The organism is Mesorhizobium sp. B283B1A, assembly GCF_020165735.1.
Lineage (GTDB): Bacteria > Pseudomonadota > Alphaproteobacteria > Rhizobiales > Rhizobiaceae > Mesorhizobium > Mesorhizobium opportunistum.
In genome coordinates this window covers 20,768-37,244 of record NZ_JAIUIQ010000052.1, presented here as the reverse complement: position 1 = coordinate 37,244, position 16,477 = coordinate 20,768, and the positions used below count along the sequence as shown (strand labels likewise).

At 63.6% G+C, this 16,477-nt stretch carries 15 protein-coding genes; 12 read left to right on the top strand and 3 right to left on the bottom strand.

From position 1 onward, the window contains the following. Window positions 1-493 precede the first annotated feature (493 nt). Window positions 494-1,390 carry a GNAT family N-acetyltransferase gene (locus tag LB577_RS29370; protein WP_224689955.1) on the bottom strand — a complete coding sequence of 299 codons (897 nt, stop codon included), beginning with the start codon at window positions 1,388-1,390 and terminating at the stop codon, window positions 494-496. Window positions 1,391-1,627: 237 nt separating this feature from the next. Here LB577_RS29370 and argE point away from each other — a divergent pair, with 237 nt between their 5' ends. From argE to LB577_RS29340, 6 genes are all read left to right on the top strand, one after another. Further along, window positions 1,628-2,752, top strand: coding sequence for an acetylornithine deacetylase (gene argE / locus LB577_RS29365; RefSeq protein ID WP_224689954.1), 1,125 nt, complete (start codon window positions 1,628-1,630; stop codon window positions 2,750-2,752). Between the two features lie 10 nt (window positions 2,753-2,762). Next, on the top strand, window positions 2,763-3,686 hold the full coding sequence (locus LB577_RS29360) for a 2-hydroxyacid dehydrogenase (protein ID WP_224689953.1): 924 nt from the start codon (window positions 2,763-2,765) through the stop codon (window positions 3,684-3,686). 81 nt (window positions 3,687-3,767) lie between these two features. Next, a complete protein-coding gene (locus LB577_RS29355) occupies window positions 3,768-4,121 on the top strand; it encodes a cupin domain-containing protein (protein WP_031250460.1) in 354 nt (117 codons plus the stop codon). Window positions 4,122-4,268: 147 nt separating this feature from the next. Beyond that, entirely contained in the window at window positions 4,269-5,732 is a 1,464-nt protein-coding gene (locus tag LB577_RS29350) for an aldehyde dehydrogenase family protein (protein ID WP_023769092.1), read from the top strand. A gap of 11 nt (window positions 5,733-5,743) precedes the next feature. Next, on the top strand, window positions 5,744-6,787 hold the full coding sequence (locus tag LB577_RS29345) for a tartrate dehydrogenase (RefSeq protein WP_224689952.1): 1,044 nt from the start codon (window positions 5,744-5,746) through the stop codon (window positions 6,785-6,787). A gap of 17 nt (window positions 6,788-6,804) precedes the next feature. Continuing rightward, window positions 6,805-8,262, top strand: coding sequence for an NAD-dependent succinate-semialdehyde dehydrogenase (locus LB577_RS29340; RefSeq protein WP_224689951.1), 1,458 nt, complete (start codon window positions 6,805-6,807; stop codon window positions 8,260-8,262). Window positions 8,263-8,302: 40 nt separating this feature from the next. Here the strand turns inward: LB577_RS29340 and LB577_RS29335 are convergent, their stop codons facing one another. Then, window positions 8,303-9,577, bottom strand: a complete 1,275-nt coding sequence (locus tag LB577_RS29335; protein WP_224689950.1) for an NAD(P)/FAD-dependent oxidoreductase — start codon at window positions 9,575-9,577, stop codon at window positions 8,303-8,305. A gap of 16 nt (window positions 9,578-9,593) precedes the next feature. Continuing rightward, window positions 9,594-10,262: a haloacid dehalogenase type II gene (locus LB577_RS29330; RefSeq protein WP_224689949.1), complete on the bottom strand. Its 669-nt coding sequence runs from the start codon at window positions 10,260-10,262 to the stop codon at window positions 9,594-9,596. On the opposite strand from LB577_RS29330, the gene LB577_RS29325 reads away from it, so the two are divergent. The 6 genes from LB577_RS29325 to LB577_RS29300 all read left to right on the top strand — a co-directional run bounded on the left by LB577_RS29325 (window position 10,261) and on the right by LB577_RS29300 (window position 16,475). Further along, window positions 10,261-10,401, top strand: coding sequence for a hypothetical protein (locus LB577_RS29325; protein WP_023780021.1), 141 nt, complete (start codon window positions 10,261-10,263; stop codon window positions 10,399-10,401). The two genes, LB577_RS29330 and LB577_RS29325, sit on opposite strands and share 2 nt — an antisense overlap. Window positions 10,402-10,580: 179 nt before the next feature. Next, a complete protein-coding gene (locus LB577_RS29320) occupies window positions 10,581-11,420 on the top strand; it encodes a GNAT family N-acetyltransferase (protein WP_224689948.1) in 840 nt (279 codons plus the stop codon). A gap of 10 nt (window positions 11,421-11,430) precedes the next feature. Then, on the top strand, window positions 11,431-12,804 hold the full coding sequence (locus tag LB577_RS29315; RefSeq protein WP_224689947.1) for an aspartate aminotransferase family protein: 1,374 nt from the start codon (window positions 11,431-11,433) through the stop codon (window positions 12,802-12,804). Between the two features lie 267 nt (window positions 12,805-13,071). Further along, window positions 13,072-13,764 carry an HAD-IA family hydrolase gene (locus LB577_RS29310; protein WP_411969353.1) on the top strand — a complete coding sequence of 231 codons (693 nt, stop codon included), beginning with the start codon at window positions 13,072-13,074 and terminating at the stop codon, window positions 13,762-13,764. Between the two features lie 62 nt (window positions 13,765-13,826). Further along, window positions 13,827-15,437: an ABC transporter substrate-binding protein gene (locus LB577_RS29305; protein ID WP_224689945.1), complete on the top strand. Its 1,611-nt coding sequence runs from the start codon at window positions 13,827-13,829 to the stop codon at window positions 15,435-15,437. 87 nt (window positions 15,438-15,524) lie between these two features. Further along, a complete protein-coding gene (locus LB577_RS29300) occupies window positions 15,525-16,475 on the top strand; it encodes an ABC transporter permease (protein WP_224689944.1) in 951 nt (316 codons plus the stop codon). Window positions 16,476-16,477 lie beyond the last annotated feature (2 nt).

Genomic DNA, 16,477 nt, shown 5'->3' with positions numbered 1-16,477 from the left:
TCGGAAGGCGGGACGGTACTGAAGAATGCCTATGGGCATCCATTCGCCGAAAAGAAAGCGAATGGCTGTCGACATCGGCCGCGCTATCAACGAGCGTGAGGCCAAATGCGATGCGATGAAGCAGCGAGCTGCCCTGCGCGTCGTCAAGTAAGTCAAACCAACCGATCATGCGCCGGATGGCATATCGGCCGACCTTTCTCTTTGGGCCCATAATCGGCCCAAACGTTTTGGGCCAAGCCGTTTCCTTCGAATTCTCTCGTATGGTCTGGCGAACCAAAGGACCAAGAAGACGACTGGTTACGAGCTTCGAGATATCGCCAATGCAGCCCCAGGTCGCCAGGAACTCCTGGTAGTGAATGACCGAAATGGGCCGCGAGCGAACGGGCCGCTTTCTAGGGCCAAGGTGGGATAAAACACCATGCGGACCACCCTAGGCGAGCTATTAATCAATCCAGGGCCGACCAAGCCGATACCATTGCGCGACAGAAGGCAACTACCCGAGGGTTTGGCTTGCTAAGGCATAGGTCCTCAGGGAGCTGCCGTAAGGAACAGCGGCAATGCGTTTGCCCAACGACATGGTCACCACCGTGTCAAATACCGGCATTCCGCTGTGCGACAGAAAGGCGGCGAACTCGCCATTGTCCATATGGGTGTCGATGCGCAGGAAAGATCCAGAATGGTCGGCCACGTGAGGCCGGACGACCGCCAACGCGTCGGCGTCGCTAACCGCCACGACCGGTCCCACGACATGGCCCCGCCCGAACGGCCGGCAGAGCGCGAAAGCGCTCAGCGTATCGCCCTTGAAAAGACCATAGCCGGCCGAGTGAACGAAAAGTTTTTCGATGAGAGCCGCCCGCCTCACGCCGAACCCGGCCGCGTCGAGCGCGATCACAGCGGCAATGTCATTTTCGCCCAAACTTCGGACATCGCCTCGAATATTTGCCGGCCTGCCCGTCATCTGCAAGCTGGCGATGCCCTGGCATTGATAGACGGTCTTCTCCGGCTGGAAGTCGAGCGAGAGATAGAGCCGCCTTGCCGCGCGCGTTGCATTCAGGCGCAGATCGCGCCCCGCGACCTTCTCGAAGACCCGCTTCATCAGCCATTGCCCCGCCCCCAGCGTCTGCAATCGCGGCGAGGTGATGACCATCCCCACTGTGGCGAAATCGGCACCATGCGCGAACCACATGGCCGAGCCGAGAACGCGGCCGATCTCGTCGAGCGCCACGAACCCGTGTCCCATTTCGCGAAGGAACTGCCAGTCCTCAGCGCGATGCGGCCATCCCACGGCGAGCGAGTGTGCGTGCAAGCGGTCCAGTTCGACGCCTTCGATGTCGCCGATCCGCATCGAGAAAGTGTCGATTTTCAAGCTTCCGGACGGCTTCAAGTCCATGCCCCTACAAGATTGTCCTACCGAGCGCGGCACAACGACGGCCACCCTCTGCCCGCCAACGCTAAACGAGCGGACCGGTACGATTAGCTCGAAAGCCGCGCGGCAACGCAAGATTCAACTGAAACATTTCAGCTTTCGGCACGCAATCGCGAAAGAATGCACACACTCTCTCTGGAAATCTAGCAGCATATGGTCGACGGCTCCGATCCGGCGAACCCGAACGTTTTGAGGACTGGAATGGACGTCTTCGACATCCTCGATCGTCTCGTCGCTTTTCCAACGGTCGCCGGCAGGCCGAACGGCGATATCGCGGGCTGGATCAAGACCTATCTCGCTGAACACCGAGTTCAGGTCACCGTGCTTCCGGGGCCGGAAGGCGATCGTTCCAATCTTTTCGCGACGATCGGCCCCGCCGATGTCCCGGGCTACATCCTGTCCGGCCATATGGACGTCGTTCCCGCCAGCGAGCCGCAATGGAGTTCGAGCCCTTTCGCACTGCGCAAGGAGGGGGAACGGCTCTATGGACGCGGCACCACGGACATGAAGGGGTTTCTTGCCGCGGCACTCGCGGCCGTGCCCGCGCTGACGGGACTGCGCCTTGCCGGGCCTATCCACCTCGCCTTTTCCTACGACGAGGAGGTCGGATGCCGTGGCGTGCCGCATTTGATCGCCCGCCTTCCCGAATTGTGCGCGAAGCCGTTGGGCGTCATCGTCGGCGAGCCGAGCGGCATGCGCGCCGTGCGCGGCCATAAGGGTAAGGCGGCCGCCCGCGTGATCGTCAACGGGCGCTCGGGGCATTCCTCGAGGCCCGATCTCGGGCTCAACGCCGTCCATGCCATGGCCTATGTGCTGAGCGCGGCCGTGAGCGAAGCCGAGCGGCTGACACACGGTCCATTCGACGCCGCCTTCGAGCCGCCCTACTCCTCGCTGCAGGCGGGCGTCGTGGCAGGCGGACATCAGGTCAACATCATCCCCGACACCTGCACTTTGGACCTGGAGGCACGTGCCATACCTGGTGTCGACCCGGCAAGCCTGCTCGCGCCGGTCAAGGCGCGGGCAGAGGCCCTCGCGGCCGACGGCTTTCGTATCGAGTGGAGGCCGATGAGCGCTTATCCGGCGCTGTCGCTGCCTCAGGATACGGCGCTTGCGGCACTGCTGGGCGAACTGACCGGCGATGCGCCGCTCGCCGCCGTCAGCTACGGCACGGAGGCCGGACTTTACCAGGCCGCCGGGCTCGATGCGATCATTTGCGGACCCGGCGACATAGACCGCGCCCACAAACCCAACGAATACATCCTTGCCAGCGAACTCACCGCCTGTCAGCGAGTGATCGAGGCTCTGGGCGTCCGCTGCGCGGCATGAGAGGAACGGAATGACATTCCTGTTCAATTCCGATGCACGCCGCGGCGCGATCTTCTGCGAGGTATTCGCGACAGAACTGCCGGATGTTCCCATCACGATGGATGCCGCGACGGTCGATCCCGACGCCGTGCGTTATCTGATCAGCTGGACCGTGCCGGACAACCTCGTTCTTTATACGAACTTGGAAATCCTGTTTTCCATCGGCGCCGGCGTCGACCAATTTCGCCTGGATGCGGTACCTGCAAACGTGAAGGTCGTGCGCATGATCGAGGAAGGCATCGTGCGCATGATGCAGGAATATGTGACGCTGGCCGTACTCGCGCTCCACCGCAACCTGCCTGGATATCTCGCGCAGCAGCGCGCCGGCGAATGGGCTGACATCGCCCAGCTCCAGGCCGGGGCGCGCCAGATAGGCGTGCTCGGCCTTGGACAGCTTGGCCAAGCCGTCCTCGACCGCCTGAAGCCCTTCGGCTTTCCGCTCGCCGGATGGAGCCGCTCGCCCCGGCGGATCGAGGGCGTGACCTGCCACCATGGCGAGCCCGGGCTGAGCGAGATGCTCGCCGTCAGCGACATATTGATCTGCCTGCTGCCGCTGACCGAGGAGACGCACGGTTTGCTCGATGCCGGCCTGTTTGCGCAACTGCCTGAAGGGGCGGCACTCGTCCACACCGGCCGGGGGCCGCAGCTCGACGACGAAGCCCTCGTCACCGCGCTCGACAGCGGCCACCTTTCGGCGGCGATGATCGACGTCACCGATCCCGAACCGCTGCCGGCAGGCCATCCGTTCTGGGCGCATCCGAAGGTCATCCTGACTCCGCATGTCGCCAGCGTCACCCAGCCCGCCAGCGCAGCAAAGGCGGTTGTCGAAAACATCAGGCGTTACCGCGCCGGTCTTGATCCCATCGGGCTCGTCGACCGGTCGCGCGGCTACTAAGTGCATGTCGCCCGGAAGTGTGCAGCGGTTCTGGGACAACGACAAATCAAGCCAAGATCCTCCAACATGAAGGACCATCTCTTGTCCCTGCTCAAGACCGTCGATACCAGGCCTGTCTTCCAGCCGCGCGAATCCGCGGCGCTGCCCGAACGGCTGATTTCCGGCAACCCTGGCTTCAAAACCTGGGCGCAGGATGTTGCCAAGGGCGACCTCGTCCATACCGGCGTCTGGGAGGCGACGCCCGGCGAAACGCGCTCGATCAAGGGCGAGACTTTCGAGTTCTGCCACATCCTCTCCGGCTTGATCGAAATCACGCCCGACGGCGGCAAGCCGGTGACCTATCGCGCCGGCGACAGCTTCGTGATGAAACCTGGCTTCACAGGGGTTTGGAAGACCATTGAGACGGTCCGCAAGATCTACGTGACGGTAGGGTAACGGGAGCGCGAAGGCGCCGGCCTACGCAACAGATTTTGCCGTCTGTCATCGCCGGCACACAACAATCATCCGCGACCGATCGTCGAACGGCGCATGCTGCGCCAGAGCCCGCGCTAGGCTTCTGCAGAATATTCCAGAGTGGGTGCCATGGGCTTGAGCTTCGATCCGGATACCGTCTCGCTTCCCGTCGGCCATTTCATCGGCGGCGAGCTGATCGCGGCCGAGGGCGCGATCGAGATGCGCCGCCCGTCGGACGGCAAGGCATACGCCGCCTGCCAGGTGGCCGGCGTCGATATGGTCGGCCGTGCCGTGGAAAGCGCCAAGGTGGCGCTGAAGGCCAGCAACTGGGGCGGCGTCCGGCCACGCGAGCGCACAAGGGCACTCCAGGCCTGGGCCGATCTGATCGAGGCGGAAGCCGAAACGCTGGCCAGGATCGAGGCGCTGTGCTCGACTCGGCCTGTCGGCCAGCTCGTTGCCGGCGACATCGCCGTGACCGCCGAGCAGATCCGCTTCTTTGCCGAGTTCGCCGACAAGGAAGGCAGCGAGCTCGTGCCCACGGACGATGCCACACTTGGCATGATCATGAGCGAGCCCTATGGCGTGGTGGGCGCGATCACGCCCTGGAATTTTCCGATCTCGATGGCCGGCTGGAAGCTTGGGCCGGCTCTGGCCGCGGGCAATGCGGTGGTGCTGAAGCCATCGGAAATGACACCGTTCTCGGCAGTCTACATGGCGCAACTCGCCGTGAGGGCGGGCCTGCCGGCAGGGCTCATAAACGTCGTGCTGGGAGACGGCCTGACGACCGGCACGGCGCTGACCGGCCATCCCGAAATCGCCAAGGTCTCGTTCACCGGCTCGACCCGCGCCGGCTCAGCGATCATGGAGAACGTCGCCCGCGCCGGCGTCAAGCCGATGACGCTGGAACTCGGCGGCAAGAGCCCGCAGATCGTCTTTGCCGATGCCGATATGGAGAAGGCCGCGACGGCCATCGCCGGCAGCGTCACCTTCAATGCCGGTCAGGCCTGCGTCGCCGGCACGCGGCTGATCGTCGAGAGGAGCGTGGCCGATAGGTTGACGGCTGCCATCCTGGAAAGGATGAAGGCGGTGCGGCCCGGCCCGACTTGGGACGAGGCGACGCAGTATTCGCCTGTTATCTCGGAACGGCAGCGGGCCCGTGTCGACAGCATCGTGCGGGCCGCGATCGAGGCCGGCGGCGAATGCCTGACCGGTGGCGGCGTCATGGACAGCCCCGGCTATTTCTACCAGCCGACGCTGATCTGTGATGTCGACCAGGCCAATCCGGCGATCGTCGAGGAAATCTTCGGCCCGGTCCTCACCATCCAGACCTTCGAGACGGAGGAAGAGGCGCTGGCGCTGTCCAGCCATCCAACCTACGGGCTGGCCTCCGGCCTGTTCACCGCCGACCTGTCCCGCACGATCCGCCTGGCACGCAAGCTCGAAGCGGGTACCGTCTGGATCAACCGCTACAGCCGCTCGCGCGACCATATCCTGCCGACCGGCGGCTACAAGCGCTCCGGCATCGGCAAGGATCTCGGCCGCGAGGCTTATCTCGCCAACCGCAGGACCAAGAGCGTCCTGATCAGCCTCTAGAGAAGATGCCGATGAAACCCTACTCGATCGCTTTGATCCCCGGCGACGGCATCGGCCGCGATGTGACCGCCGCCGCCTGGACGGTGCTGGAGACCGCAGCCAAACACGCGGGCTTTGCCTTGACGGGAACCCAGTTCCCTTGGTCCTGCAAATTCTACAAGGATACCGGCCGCATGATGCCCGAAGACGGCATCGAGACCTTGCGCGGCTTCGACGCCATTCTTCTGGGCGCCGTCGGCTGGCCAGCGGAGGTACCGGATTCCGTTTCGTTGCACGGCCTGCTGCTGCCGATCCGCAAGGCATTCGTGCAATACGCCAACATAAGGCCGCACCGCCTGCTGCCGGGCGTCAACGGCCCACTACGTGCCGAGAGCTTCGACATCCTGTGCATCCGCGAGAACACCGAGGGCGAATATTCGGGCGCCGGCGGGCGCGTGCATCAAGGCACTCTGGCCGAGGTCGCGGTGGAAACCTCGATCTTCACCCGCGCCGGCGTCGAGCGCATCCTGCGCTTCGGCTTCGAGCAGGCGCGGAAACGGCGCGGCAAGCTCGCCTCCGTCACCAAGTCCAACGCGCAGAAATATTCGATGGTGTTCTGGGACGAGATCACGCGAAAGCTGGCTGCGGATTATCCGGACGTCGATGTCACCAGCTATCACGTCGACGCGCTCGCCGCGCGCATGATCATGGCGCCGGAGAGCCTCGACGTGGTCGTCGCCTCCAATCTGTTCGGCGATATCCTGACTGACATAGGCGCAGCGATCCAGGGTGGGCTCGGCTACGCCGCCTCGGCCAACATCAATCCCGACCGCTCGGCACCATCCATGTTCGAGCCTGTGCACGGTTCCGCGCCCGACATCGCGCATCTGGGCATCGCTAATCCCATCGCCACTATATGGTCCGGCGCCATGATGCTCGACCATCTCGGCGAAGCGGTCGCAGCCGGGCGGGTCATGCAAGCGGTCGAAGCGACAACCGCGCGCGGCATTGGAACCATTCCGGGCAAAGACAGAACGCAGGCCATCACGGCCGCCGTCGTCGCAGCGCTCTCCTGATTGCAAGGTCGTTTTCGATGAAAAACCTCAAAGACAAAAGTCTCTTCCGCGAAGCCGGCCTGATCGACGGCAAATGGGTCGCTGCCCGCTCCGGCAAGACGGTCGATGTTGTCGATCCGGCTGCTCAGTGCGCGATCGGCACGGTGCCCGACATGGCCGGTCCGGAGACCCGGGCGGCCATCGAGGCCGCGGCGTCCGCTTATGCTGGCTGGAAGAAGAAGACCAACGCCGAGCGCGCTGGCCTCCTGGAGGCCTGGCATGGCCTGATGCTGGCGCATCTGGACGATCTCGCGCTGATCCTGACGACGGAACAGGGCAAGCCGCTGGACGAGGCCAGAGGCGAGATCCGCTACGGGGCTTCCTTCGTCAAATGGTTTGCCGAGGAGGCACGCCGCATCAACGGCCACACCATCCCCTCGCCGACGCCGGACCGGCGTATCATCGTGCTCAAGGGGCCGGTCGGTGTGTGCGGCATCATCACGCCGTGGAACTTCCCCAACGCGATGATCACCCGCAAGGTCGCGCCGGCGCTGGCCGCCGGCTGCACGGTTGTGATCAAGCCATCCGAGTTCACGCCCTATTCGGCGCTGGCGCTCGGCGTGCTTGCCGAACGCGCGGGCATCCCCGCCGGCGTCATCAACATCGTCACCGGCATGCCGGCCGAGATCGGCAACGAGATCATGGCCAACGAGACTGTTCGCAAGATCTCCTTCACCGGCTCGACGCGGGTCGGTTCGCTGCTGATGCGCGGCGCGGCCGATACTGTCAAACGGCTCAGCCTCGAACTCGGCGGCAACGCGCCCCTCATCGTCTTCGACGACGCCGATCTCGATCTCGCGGTCGAGGGCGCGCTTGTCTCGAAATTCCGCAATGGCGGACAGACCTGCGTCTGCGCCAACCGCATCCTCGTCCAGGCCGGTGTCTACGAAGCCTTCGCCGCCAAGCTTTCCGCTCGCGTCAACACCATGACGGTCGGACCGGGCACTCAAGCCGGTGTCGCCATCGGGCCGATGATCAACATGGCGGCGGTCGAGAAGATCAACCGCCATGTCGAGGACGCGCTCGCCAAGGGGGCTTCGATCATCACAACAAGGCCGGCATTGCCCGACGGTCCCCAGTATGTCGCGCCGCTGGTGCTGACTGGTGCCACAAAAGACATGCAGCTCGCCGCCGAGGAAACGTTCGGCCCGGTCGCGCCGCTTTTCCGGTTCGAGACGGAAGAGGAGGCGATCACGCTCGCCAACGGTACGCCCTATGGGCTTGCTTCCTACTTCTACACCGAGAATTTGAAACGCGCCTGGCGCGTCGGCGAGGCGCTGGAGTTCGGCATGGTGGGGCTCAACACCGGCTCGGTCTCGATGGAAGTCGCGCCCTTCGGCGGCGTCAAGCAGTCCGGCCTCGGCCGTGAGGGGGCGCAGGTCGGCATCGAGGAATATCTCGAGATGAAGAGCTTCCACATGGGCGGGCTCAGCTGAGGCAATTTTGCTGAGAGCCCAAAGCGGACCGCATTGAAGCTCACTGGATCCGGTCGAGCGCCTTGTAATAGAGGCCGACCATCGGCAGGAACCAGGGCTTGCCGGAATAGCCGGGAATGGCAGGCCACTTGAGCCCCTTCAGCGGATTGCGGTCCTCGCGGCCGAGTATGGCATCGGCCAGGACCATGCCGAGATGGGTGGAAAGCTGGGCACCGTGGCCGGAATAGCCCATCGCGTACCAGACCCCGTCATGATAGCCGGCCCGCGGAAAACGGTCCTTGGTCATGTCGACCAGCCCACCCCAGCAATAGTCGATCTCGACCTTGGCGAGCTGCGGGAAGATCGCCGCGAGGCCCGCCTGCAATATCTGTCCGCTCTTCGAATCCGAGCGCTGGTCCGAAGTCGCCGAGAAGCGCGCGCGACCGCCGAAGATCAGGCGCCTGTCCGGTGAAAGCCGGAAGTAGTTGCCGATATTCATCGAGGTCACGCATGTCCGGTTGCCGGGCATGGTGGCAGTGATCTCGGCGTCGCTCAACGGCCGCGTGGCGATGATGAAGCTGCCGACGGAGATGATCCTGCGGCGAAAATAGCCGAAATTCGGCGTGGTATAGGCGCCTGTCGCTACCAGCACATTGTTGGCGCTGATCCGGCCGCGGGAGGTCGTCAGCTCATGCCTGCCACCGACCTGCTTGCGGTCGGTCACCGCCGCATTCTCGTGGAGGATGGCGCCGTGGCGGGCCGCGGCTGTCGCAAGGCCTGCCACATAGCGGCCCATATGCATCATGGCGCTCTTCTTCGACAGCATCGCGCCGTGGAAGGGCGAGCTGATCTCGGATTTGAGGTCGGCCGCCGACAGCAGCGCCGTATCCGGATCCACTTCCGCATGGAGGGCTTCGAAATTGCGGGCGATCGCTTCGAAATGCTGCGGCTTGGAGGCGAGCTTCAGCTTGCCGGCGCGGCGGAAATTGCAGTCGATGCCCTCTTCGGCAACCAGCGCCTCAATGGTGTCGACGGAGTCGTCGAGCGCGCGGTAGAGCGCGATCGCGCGTTCCTTGCCGAGTTCCGCCTTGGCAGAGAGGTAGCTGTGAGCGAGGCCGTTGTTCAGGTGCCCGCCATTGCGGCCGGATGCGCCCCAGCCCACGCGCTGCGCCTCCAGCACCGCCACCTTCGCGCCGGCCTTCGCCAGTTGCTGCGCCGCGGCGAGACCGGTGAAGCCGCCACCGACGATGACGGCATCATAGTGCCCCTCGACCGGGCCTTGCGCTCCGCCGGAAAAGACAGGGGCGGTATCGTGCCAGTAGGAGATCAGTTTCATCGACGATCCGCCTGTTTCAAAGCCCGACCACTCCAGGGAGACCCGAAATGTCTGATATCTCGACATAGCCATAGTAAGGGCTTGCCGGTTCGTGGCCGCGATTGACCCAGACCTTGTTCGTGATGCCGAGATCATGTGCCGACATCAGGTCGTAGCGGAACGAGGACGAGCAGTGAAGAATATCTTCCGGGCCGCAGCCCAGCATGTCGAGCATGTATTCGAAGGCCTTGAAACGTGGCTTGTAAGCCTGCGCCTGCTCGGCCGTGTAGACGGCATGGAACGGCGCGCCGAGCTTCTCGACATTGGACAGGATCTGCGCGTTCATGGCGTTGGACAGGATGACCAGCGGAATTTCCTTGGCGACCTTAGCCAGGCCGGCTGGGACATCTGCATGGGGCCCCCAGGTCGGGACACGCTCATAGACCATCCTGGCGTCGTCAGGGCTGAAGGCAACACCATTGCGCTTGCAGGCCCGCTCGAGCGCGTTGTGGACAACGTCGGCGTAAGGCTTCCAGTCACCCATGATCTCGTCGAGCCGATAGGCGGCGAAGTTCTTGATGAACTCCTGCATACGCGGTTCGTCGAGCCGGCTGCCGTAAAGGTCTCGCGCCGCTTCCGCCATCTGGAAATTGGTCAACGTGCCGTAGCAGTCGAAGGTGATATATTTGGGCCTGAAAGAAGCCATGTCCGTCGATCTCCAGTGGAAGCACATTCGCGTTGGGAAGCATTTCATCATAGGACGGGTGGTGGCGACCCACCTGACCGAAATCGCCCTCCCGAAAGCAGAAAGTTCCGTATCCGCCATCCGGTTTGGCACGCTGTAGCATCTGGTGTGTCGAACGCGGCGCCGCGCGTGACGTGAAGCGCCCTCCGCCGTGGCGTGCCAGCACAAGATGCGGCGCACCGCTTGCGCTACGGCCAAAGATACCGCCGAGGCCGAAGCCTTCAGAGGATTTGCGACGCGACAATGGTCGAGACTTGAGGGCAGACGGAAGGATGCCTCATGCAGCAGGGCGAGATCGAGATTCAGGACTTCGGGCCGGACCATATCGAGGGAGCCGTGGCGCTTTCTCGCCAGGAGAATTGGCCGCATCGCCCGCAGGACTGGCAGATGGCGCTGCAGCTCTCGAGCGGCGCGGTCGCGCTCGACGACCAGGGCCGTGTCACCGGAACCATCCTGGTGACACCCTATGGCGCGGACTGCGCCATGATCAACATGGTGATCGTCGACAGGAACGTGCGTGGCAAGGGGCTCGGGCGCCGGCTCATGGATCAGGCCATCGCCCTTGCCGGCGACCGTCCGCTGCGGCTCGTCGCGACGAATGACGGCATGCCTCTCTACCAGAAACTGGGCTTTGTGCCCTCCGGCACGATCCGGCAGCATCAAGGTACGGTTGCAGCGCTCGGCGTGCCGGATGGAGTGGAAGCCGCAAGCATGGACGAGCTGCCGGACATCAAGACGCTGGACCGCAACGCCTATGGCGCCGACCGGCAAGCCCTGATCGATGCGCTGGCCGAGCGCGGCCAATTCGCAATCATCCGCCGCCACGGCGTGATTGAAGCCTATGCCGCAATCCGCCCGTTCGGATGCGGTGAGGTGATCGGACCGGTCATCGCGGAAAGCGCTGACACCGCGAAGGCCCTGATTAGCTTCTTCGCCGCGAACCGCCCCGGCGCCTTTCTGCGCGTGGATACCGACAGCGCGACCGGCATTGCCGGTTGGCTCGAGGAAATCGGCCTCGCCCATGTCGGCGGAGGTGTGGCCATGGACCGTCCGCCCAAGAGCGTCGCCGAACAGACCAGGCCAAAAGTTTACGCCCTCGCCAACCAGGCGCTCGGCTAGGAGGACAACAATGCTCGCGAATTCCCTGATCGAACTCGATCGCGCCCACCTCATCCATCCGGTCTCATCATACCGCGGCCATGAGGCGCTCGGCGTGCGCGTCTTGAAATCGGCGAAGGGGGCGACCGTGACCGATGCGTCCGGCAAGCAACTCGTTGACGGTTTTGCGGGGCTGTGGTGTGTCAATGCCGGCTACGGCCACGACAGTATCGTCGAGGCTGCGGCCCGGCAGATGCGCGAACTCCCCTACGCCACCGCCTATTTCGACCTCGGCTCGGAGCCGGCCATCCGCCTCGCCTCGGAGCTGGCTGAGCGCGCGCCCGGGGATCTCAATCACGTCTATTTCACGCTCGGCGGGTCGGACGCGGTCGACAGCACGATCCGTTTCGTCCGCTACTACTGGAATGCCAAAGGCGAGCCGCAACGCGACCAGTTCATTTCCATCGAGCAGGGCTATCACGGGTCATCGGTGGTCGGCGCGGGCTTGACCGCGTTGCCCGCCTTTCACGCCGGTTTTGGCGTTCCATTTGAATGGCAGCACAAGATCCCCTCCCCCTATCCCTACCGCAACCCGGTGGGCGAGGACGGCAACGCGATCATCGCCGCATCGCGCGCCGCGCTCAAGGCCAAGGTCAAGGAGATCGGACCGGAGCGGGTCGCTGCCTTTTATGCCGAGCCGATCCAAGGTTCGGGCGGCGTGATCGTGCCGCCGAAAGGCTGGATCAAGGCGATGCGCGAGCTCTGCCGGGAGTACGGCATCCTGTTCATCGCCGACGAGGTGATCACCGGCTTCGGCCGCACCGGACCCTTGTTCGCCTGCACCGATGAGGACATCGTTCCCGATTTCATGACGACCGCGAAGGGGCTGACTTCGGGCTATGTTCCCATGGGCGCCGTATTCATGGCCGATCATGTCTACGACGTCATCGCCGACGGGGCGGGCAGTTCGGCCGTTGGTCACGGCTACACCTATTCCGCCCATCCCGTCAGCGCCGCCGTCGCGCTCGAAGTGTTGAAGCTCTACGAAAACGGCCTGCTGGAGAACGGCACCAAGGCCGGCGCTCGCCTGATGGCGGGCTTGGAGGGCCTGAGGGACCACCCGCTCGTTGGCGACGTGCGCGGCCGCGGCATGCTTGCCGCGATCGAACTGGTGGTCGACAAACAGAAGAAGACCCCGCTTCCGGCGTCGGCCATGCCGGCGCGGCGCGTCTTCGACAGGGCGTGGGACAACGGCCTGATCATCCGTGCCTTTGCGCATGGGGTTATCGGCTATGCACCACCGCTCTGCTGCACCGACGCCGACATAGATGCGATCATCGAGCTCACGCGCCGGACGCTCGACCAGACACTGGACGATCCCGATGTCCGCCAGGCAATGGCATGACGGCAGACGAATACCCTGTGTTTCGAAATAGCGCCGGGGCAGACGATTTCGCAATTTTGTGCCGCCCCCTCACGCCTTTTCGGCGAATCCAGCGCGGGGGAAGTGCCAGACTGTTGATAAGACAAGGCCAGAAAGCCCGGATTTCCGGGCCTTCGAAAAAGGCCTACGCCCCGGACAGCACGGAATTTTGTTCTGTTCAACACATGCAATTCGGCCGCGCGCAGAGGAGACCCAGTCTTGGCCAGGGGCTTTAGCGAATTCAAATACATGACCTTCGATGTCGTCGGCACGCTGATCGACTTCGAAGGCGGCATCACGACCTGCCTGGCCGGGATTGCCGCCGAGGCCGGCGTTTCGCTCGACGGCGAGGAAGCGCTGAGCCTTTACCGGCAAGCCCGCTACATGCCCGATGCGAGCCAGTTCCCGGACGATCTCGTGCGTGTCTACAGGGTCATCGCACCACGGCTCGGCCTGCCGGCCGAGGAGAGATACGGCATGCGCCTGCGGGACTCCGCCAGCGTCTGGCAAGGCTTCCCCGACAGCGCGGCTGCATTGGGGAAGCTTGCAAAATCGCACAGGCTGATTGCCATGACCAATGCCCGGCGCTGGGCGCTCGATCATTTCGAGAAGCAACTCGGATCGCCCTTTTTCGCCACCTTCACGGCCGACGATACAGGCACGGAAAAACCAGACCCGGCCTTTTTCCAGAAGGTCTTCGATTTCGTCGCCTCAAGGGGCGAGAGCAAGGAGGACATCCTGCACGTCGCGCAAAGCCAGTATCACGATATCGGCATATCCCGGGCGCTTGGCATGACCAATTGCTGGATCGAGCGCCGGCACGCCCAGAAGGGCTATGGCGGCACGATCGAGCCCGAGCGCTTCACCACGCCGGACTACCACTTCACGTCAATGGCGGCCCTTGCCGCCGCCGTGCGGGAAAGCCTGAAGGAACGAACCTGAGCCCAAGCCCGGAAAGCCGCGTCAAGACGAGCAAGCCGGAAAACAAACGAAAGGGGAATGATATGACCGACAACATCACGAACTGGACCAGCGCAGACGATGCCATGGTCGAAAATGCCATTCGGCGGGGCGCGAGCCGCCGCGAACTCCTCAAGATGCTGTTGGCCGGCGGCGCTGCGGTTGCCGCGGGCAGCGTGGTGCTTGGCCGCGCTACTAATGCCGTCGCCGCCACGCCGGTTTCCGGCGGCAGTTTCAAGGCGGCTGGCTGGTCGTCCTCGACCGCCGACACGCTCGATCCGGCAAAGGCGTCGCTGTCGACCGACTATGTCCGCTGCTGTTCGCTCTACAATCGCCTGACTTTCCTCGACAAGGATGGCGTCACGCAGATGGAGCTGGCCGAAAGCTTCGACAGCAAGGACGCCAAGACCTGGACGGTGAAGGTGCGCAAGGGCGTCACCTTCCACGACGGCAAGGCCCTCACTGCCGACGACGTCGTCTTCTCGATGAAGCGCCATCTCGATCCGGCGGTCGGTTCCAAAGTCGCCAAGATCGCCGCGCAGATGACCGGCTTCAAGGCGGTCGACAAGTCGACCGTGGAAATCACGCTGGCCGATCCGAATGCCGACCTCCCGACCATCCTGGCGCTGCATCACTTCATGATCGTCGCCGATGGCACCACCGACTTCTCCAAGGGCAACGGCACCGGCGCCTTCGTGCTGCAAACGTTCGAACCGGGCGTTCGGTCGGTCGTCACCAAGAACAAGAACTACTGGAAGTCGGGCCAGCCCTATCTCGACTCTTTCGAATTCATCGCCATCAGCGATGACAGCGCCCGCGTGAACGCCCTGCTTTCCGGTGACATCAATTTCGCTGCCTCCATCAATCCGCGCGCGATGAAGCTCATCGGCGGGCAGCAAGGCTTCGAACTGTCGAAAACCACCTCGGGCAACTACACCGACCTCAACATCCGGCTCGACATGGATCCGGGCAACAAGGCCGACTTCGTGGCCGGCATGAAATACCTCGTCAACCGCGAGCAGATCGTCAAATCGGCATTGCGCGGCCTCGGCGAAGTCGGCAACGACCAGCCCGTCTCGCCGGCGAACATCTTCCACAATGCCGACCTCAAGCCGAAGGCCTTCGACCCCGACAAGGCCAAGTTCCACTTCCAGAAGTCGGGCTTGCTTGGCCAGTCCATCCCCGTGATCGCCTCCGACGCCGCGACCTCGTCGATCGACATGGCGGTGATCATCCAGGCCGCCGGCGCGGATATCGGCATGAAGCTCGACGTCCAGCGCGTCCCGTCCGACGGCTACTGGGACAATTACTGGCTCAAGGCGCCGGTCCATTTCGGCAACATCAACCCACGCCCGACGCCAGACATCCTGTTCTCGCTGCTCTACGCCTCCAACGCACCCTGGAACGAAAGCCAGTACAAGTCGGAGAAGTTCGACAAGCTGATGATCGAGGCGCGTGGCTCGCTCGACCAGGCCAAGCGCAAGGAAATCTACGGCCACATGCAGACCATGGTCTCCGAGGAGGCCGGCACCATCATCCCGGCCTACATTTCCAACGTCGATGCCCTCTCCAGCAAGGTGAAGGGTTTGGAGGCGAACCCGCTCGGTGGCATGATGGGCTACGCAATGGCTGAATATCTCTGGCTCGAAGCCTGAGAGGCGCCTGCCAGGGACCGGACAGCCGGTCCCTGGCACCTTATTGCGAAACATCGCTTGGCCGAACGCAACCGCAGGAGCGCTTCCATGACGTCTGGGGTTCTAAACCTCGTGTTAAAGCGGCTGGCAATCGCGGTGATCACGCTTCTGATCGTCCTGTTCGCCGTTTTTTTCGCCACCAGCATGCTGCCCGGCGACACCGCGTCGATCCTGCTCGGCCAGGCGGCGACACCCGAAGCGGTCGCCGGCCTGCGCGAGGCCATGCATCTCAACGATCCGGCAATCCTGCGCTTCCTGCGCTGGCTTCTCGGCCTGCTCCACGGCGATCTCGGCACTTCCTACGCCAACGAGATGCCGGTCGCGGCGCTGATCGGCGGGCGCTTCGTCAACACCATGGAACTCGCCGGCATCACCACGCTGCTCTCGGTGCCGCTGGCCCTGACGCTGGGCATCACCGCCGCCATGCTGCGCGGCTCCCTCTACGATCGCACCGTCACCATACTTTCGATCGGCGTCATCTCGGTGCCGGAGTTCATGGTCGCGACGCTGGCGGTCCTGCTTTTCGCCGTCTATCTCAAATGGCTGCCGGCGCTGTCCTCGGTCAATGAGGCGCATACGCTGACCGACCTCGTACGCATTTATGCAATGCCGGTGATCACGCTGACCTTCGTCATCTCCGCCCAAATGATCCGCATGACCCGCGCCGCGGTGATCGAGACACTGTCCACGCCTTATGTCGAGATGGCGCTTCTCAAAGGCGCCTCACGCGGCCGCATGGTGCTCAAGCACGCGCTTCCCAATGCGCTCGGGCCGATTGTCAACGCGGTTGCGCTGTCGCTGTCCTATCTTGTCGGCGGCGTCATCATCGTGGAGACGATCTTCAACTATCCCGGCATCGCCAAGCTGATGGTCGATGCGGTCGCGACCCGCGACCTGCCGCTGATCCAGAGCTGCGCGATGATCTTCTGCCTCGGCTACCTCTTGCTCATCACCGTCGCCGACATCATCGCCATCATATCCAACCCGAGGCTCAGGTGACG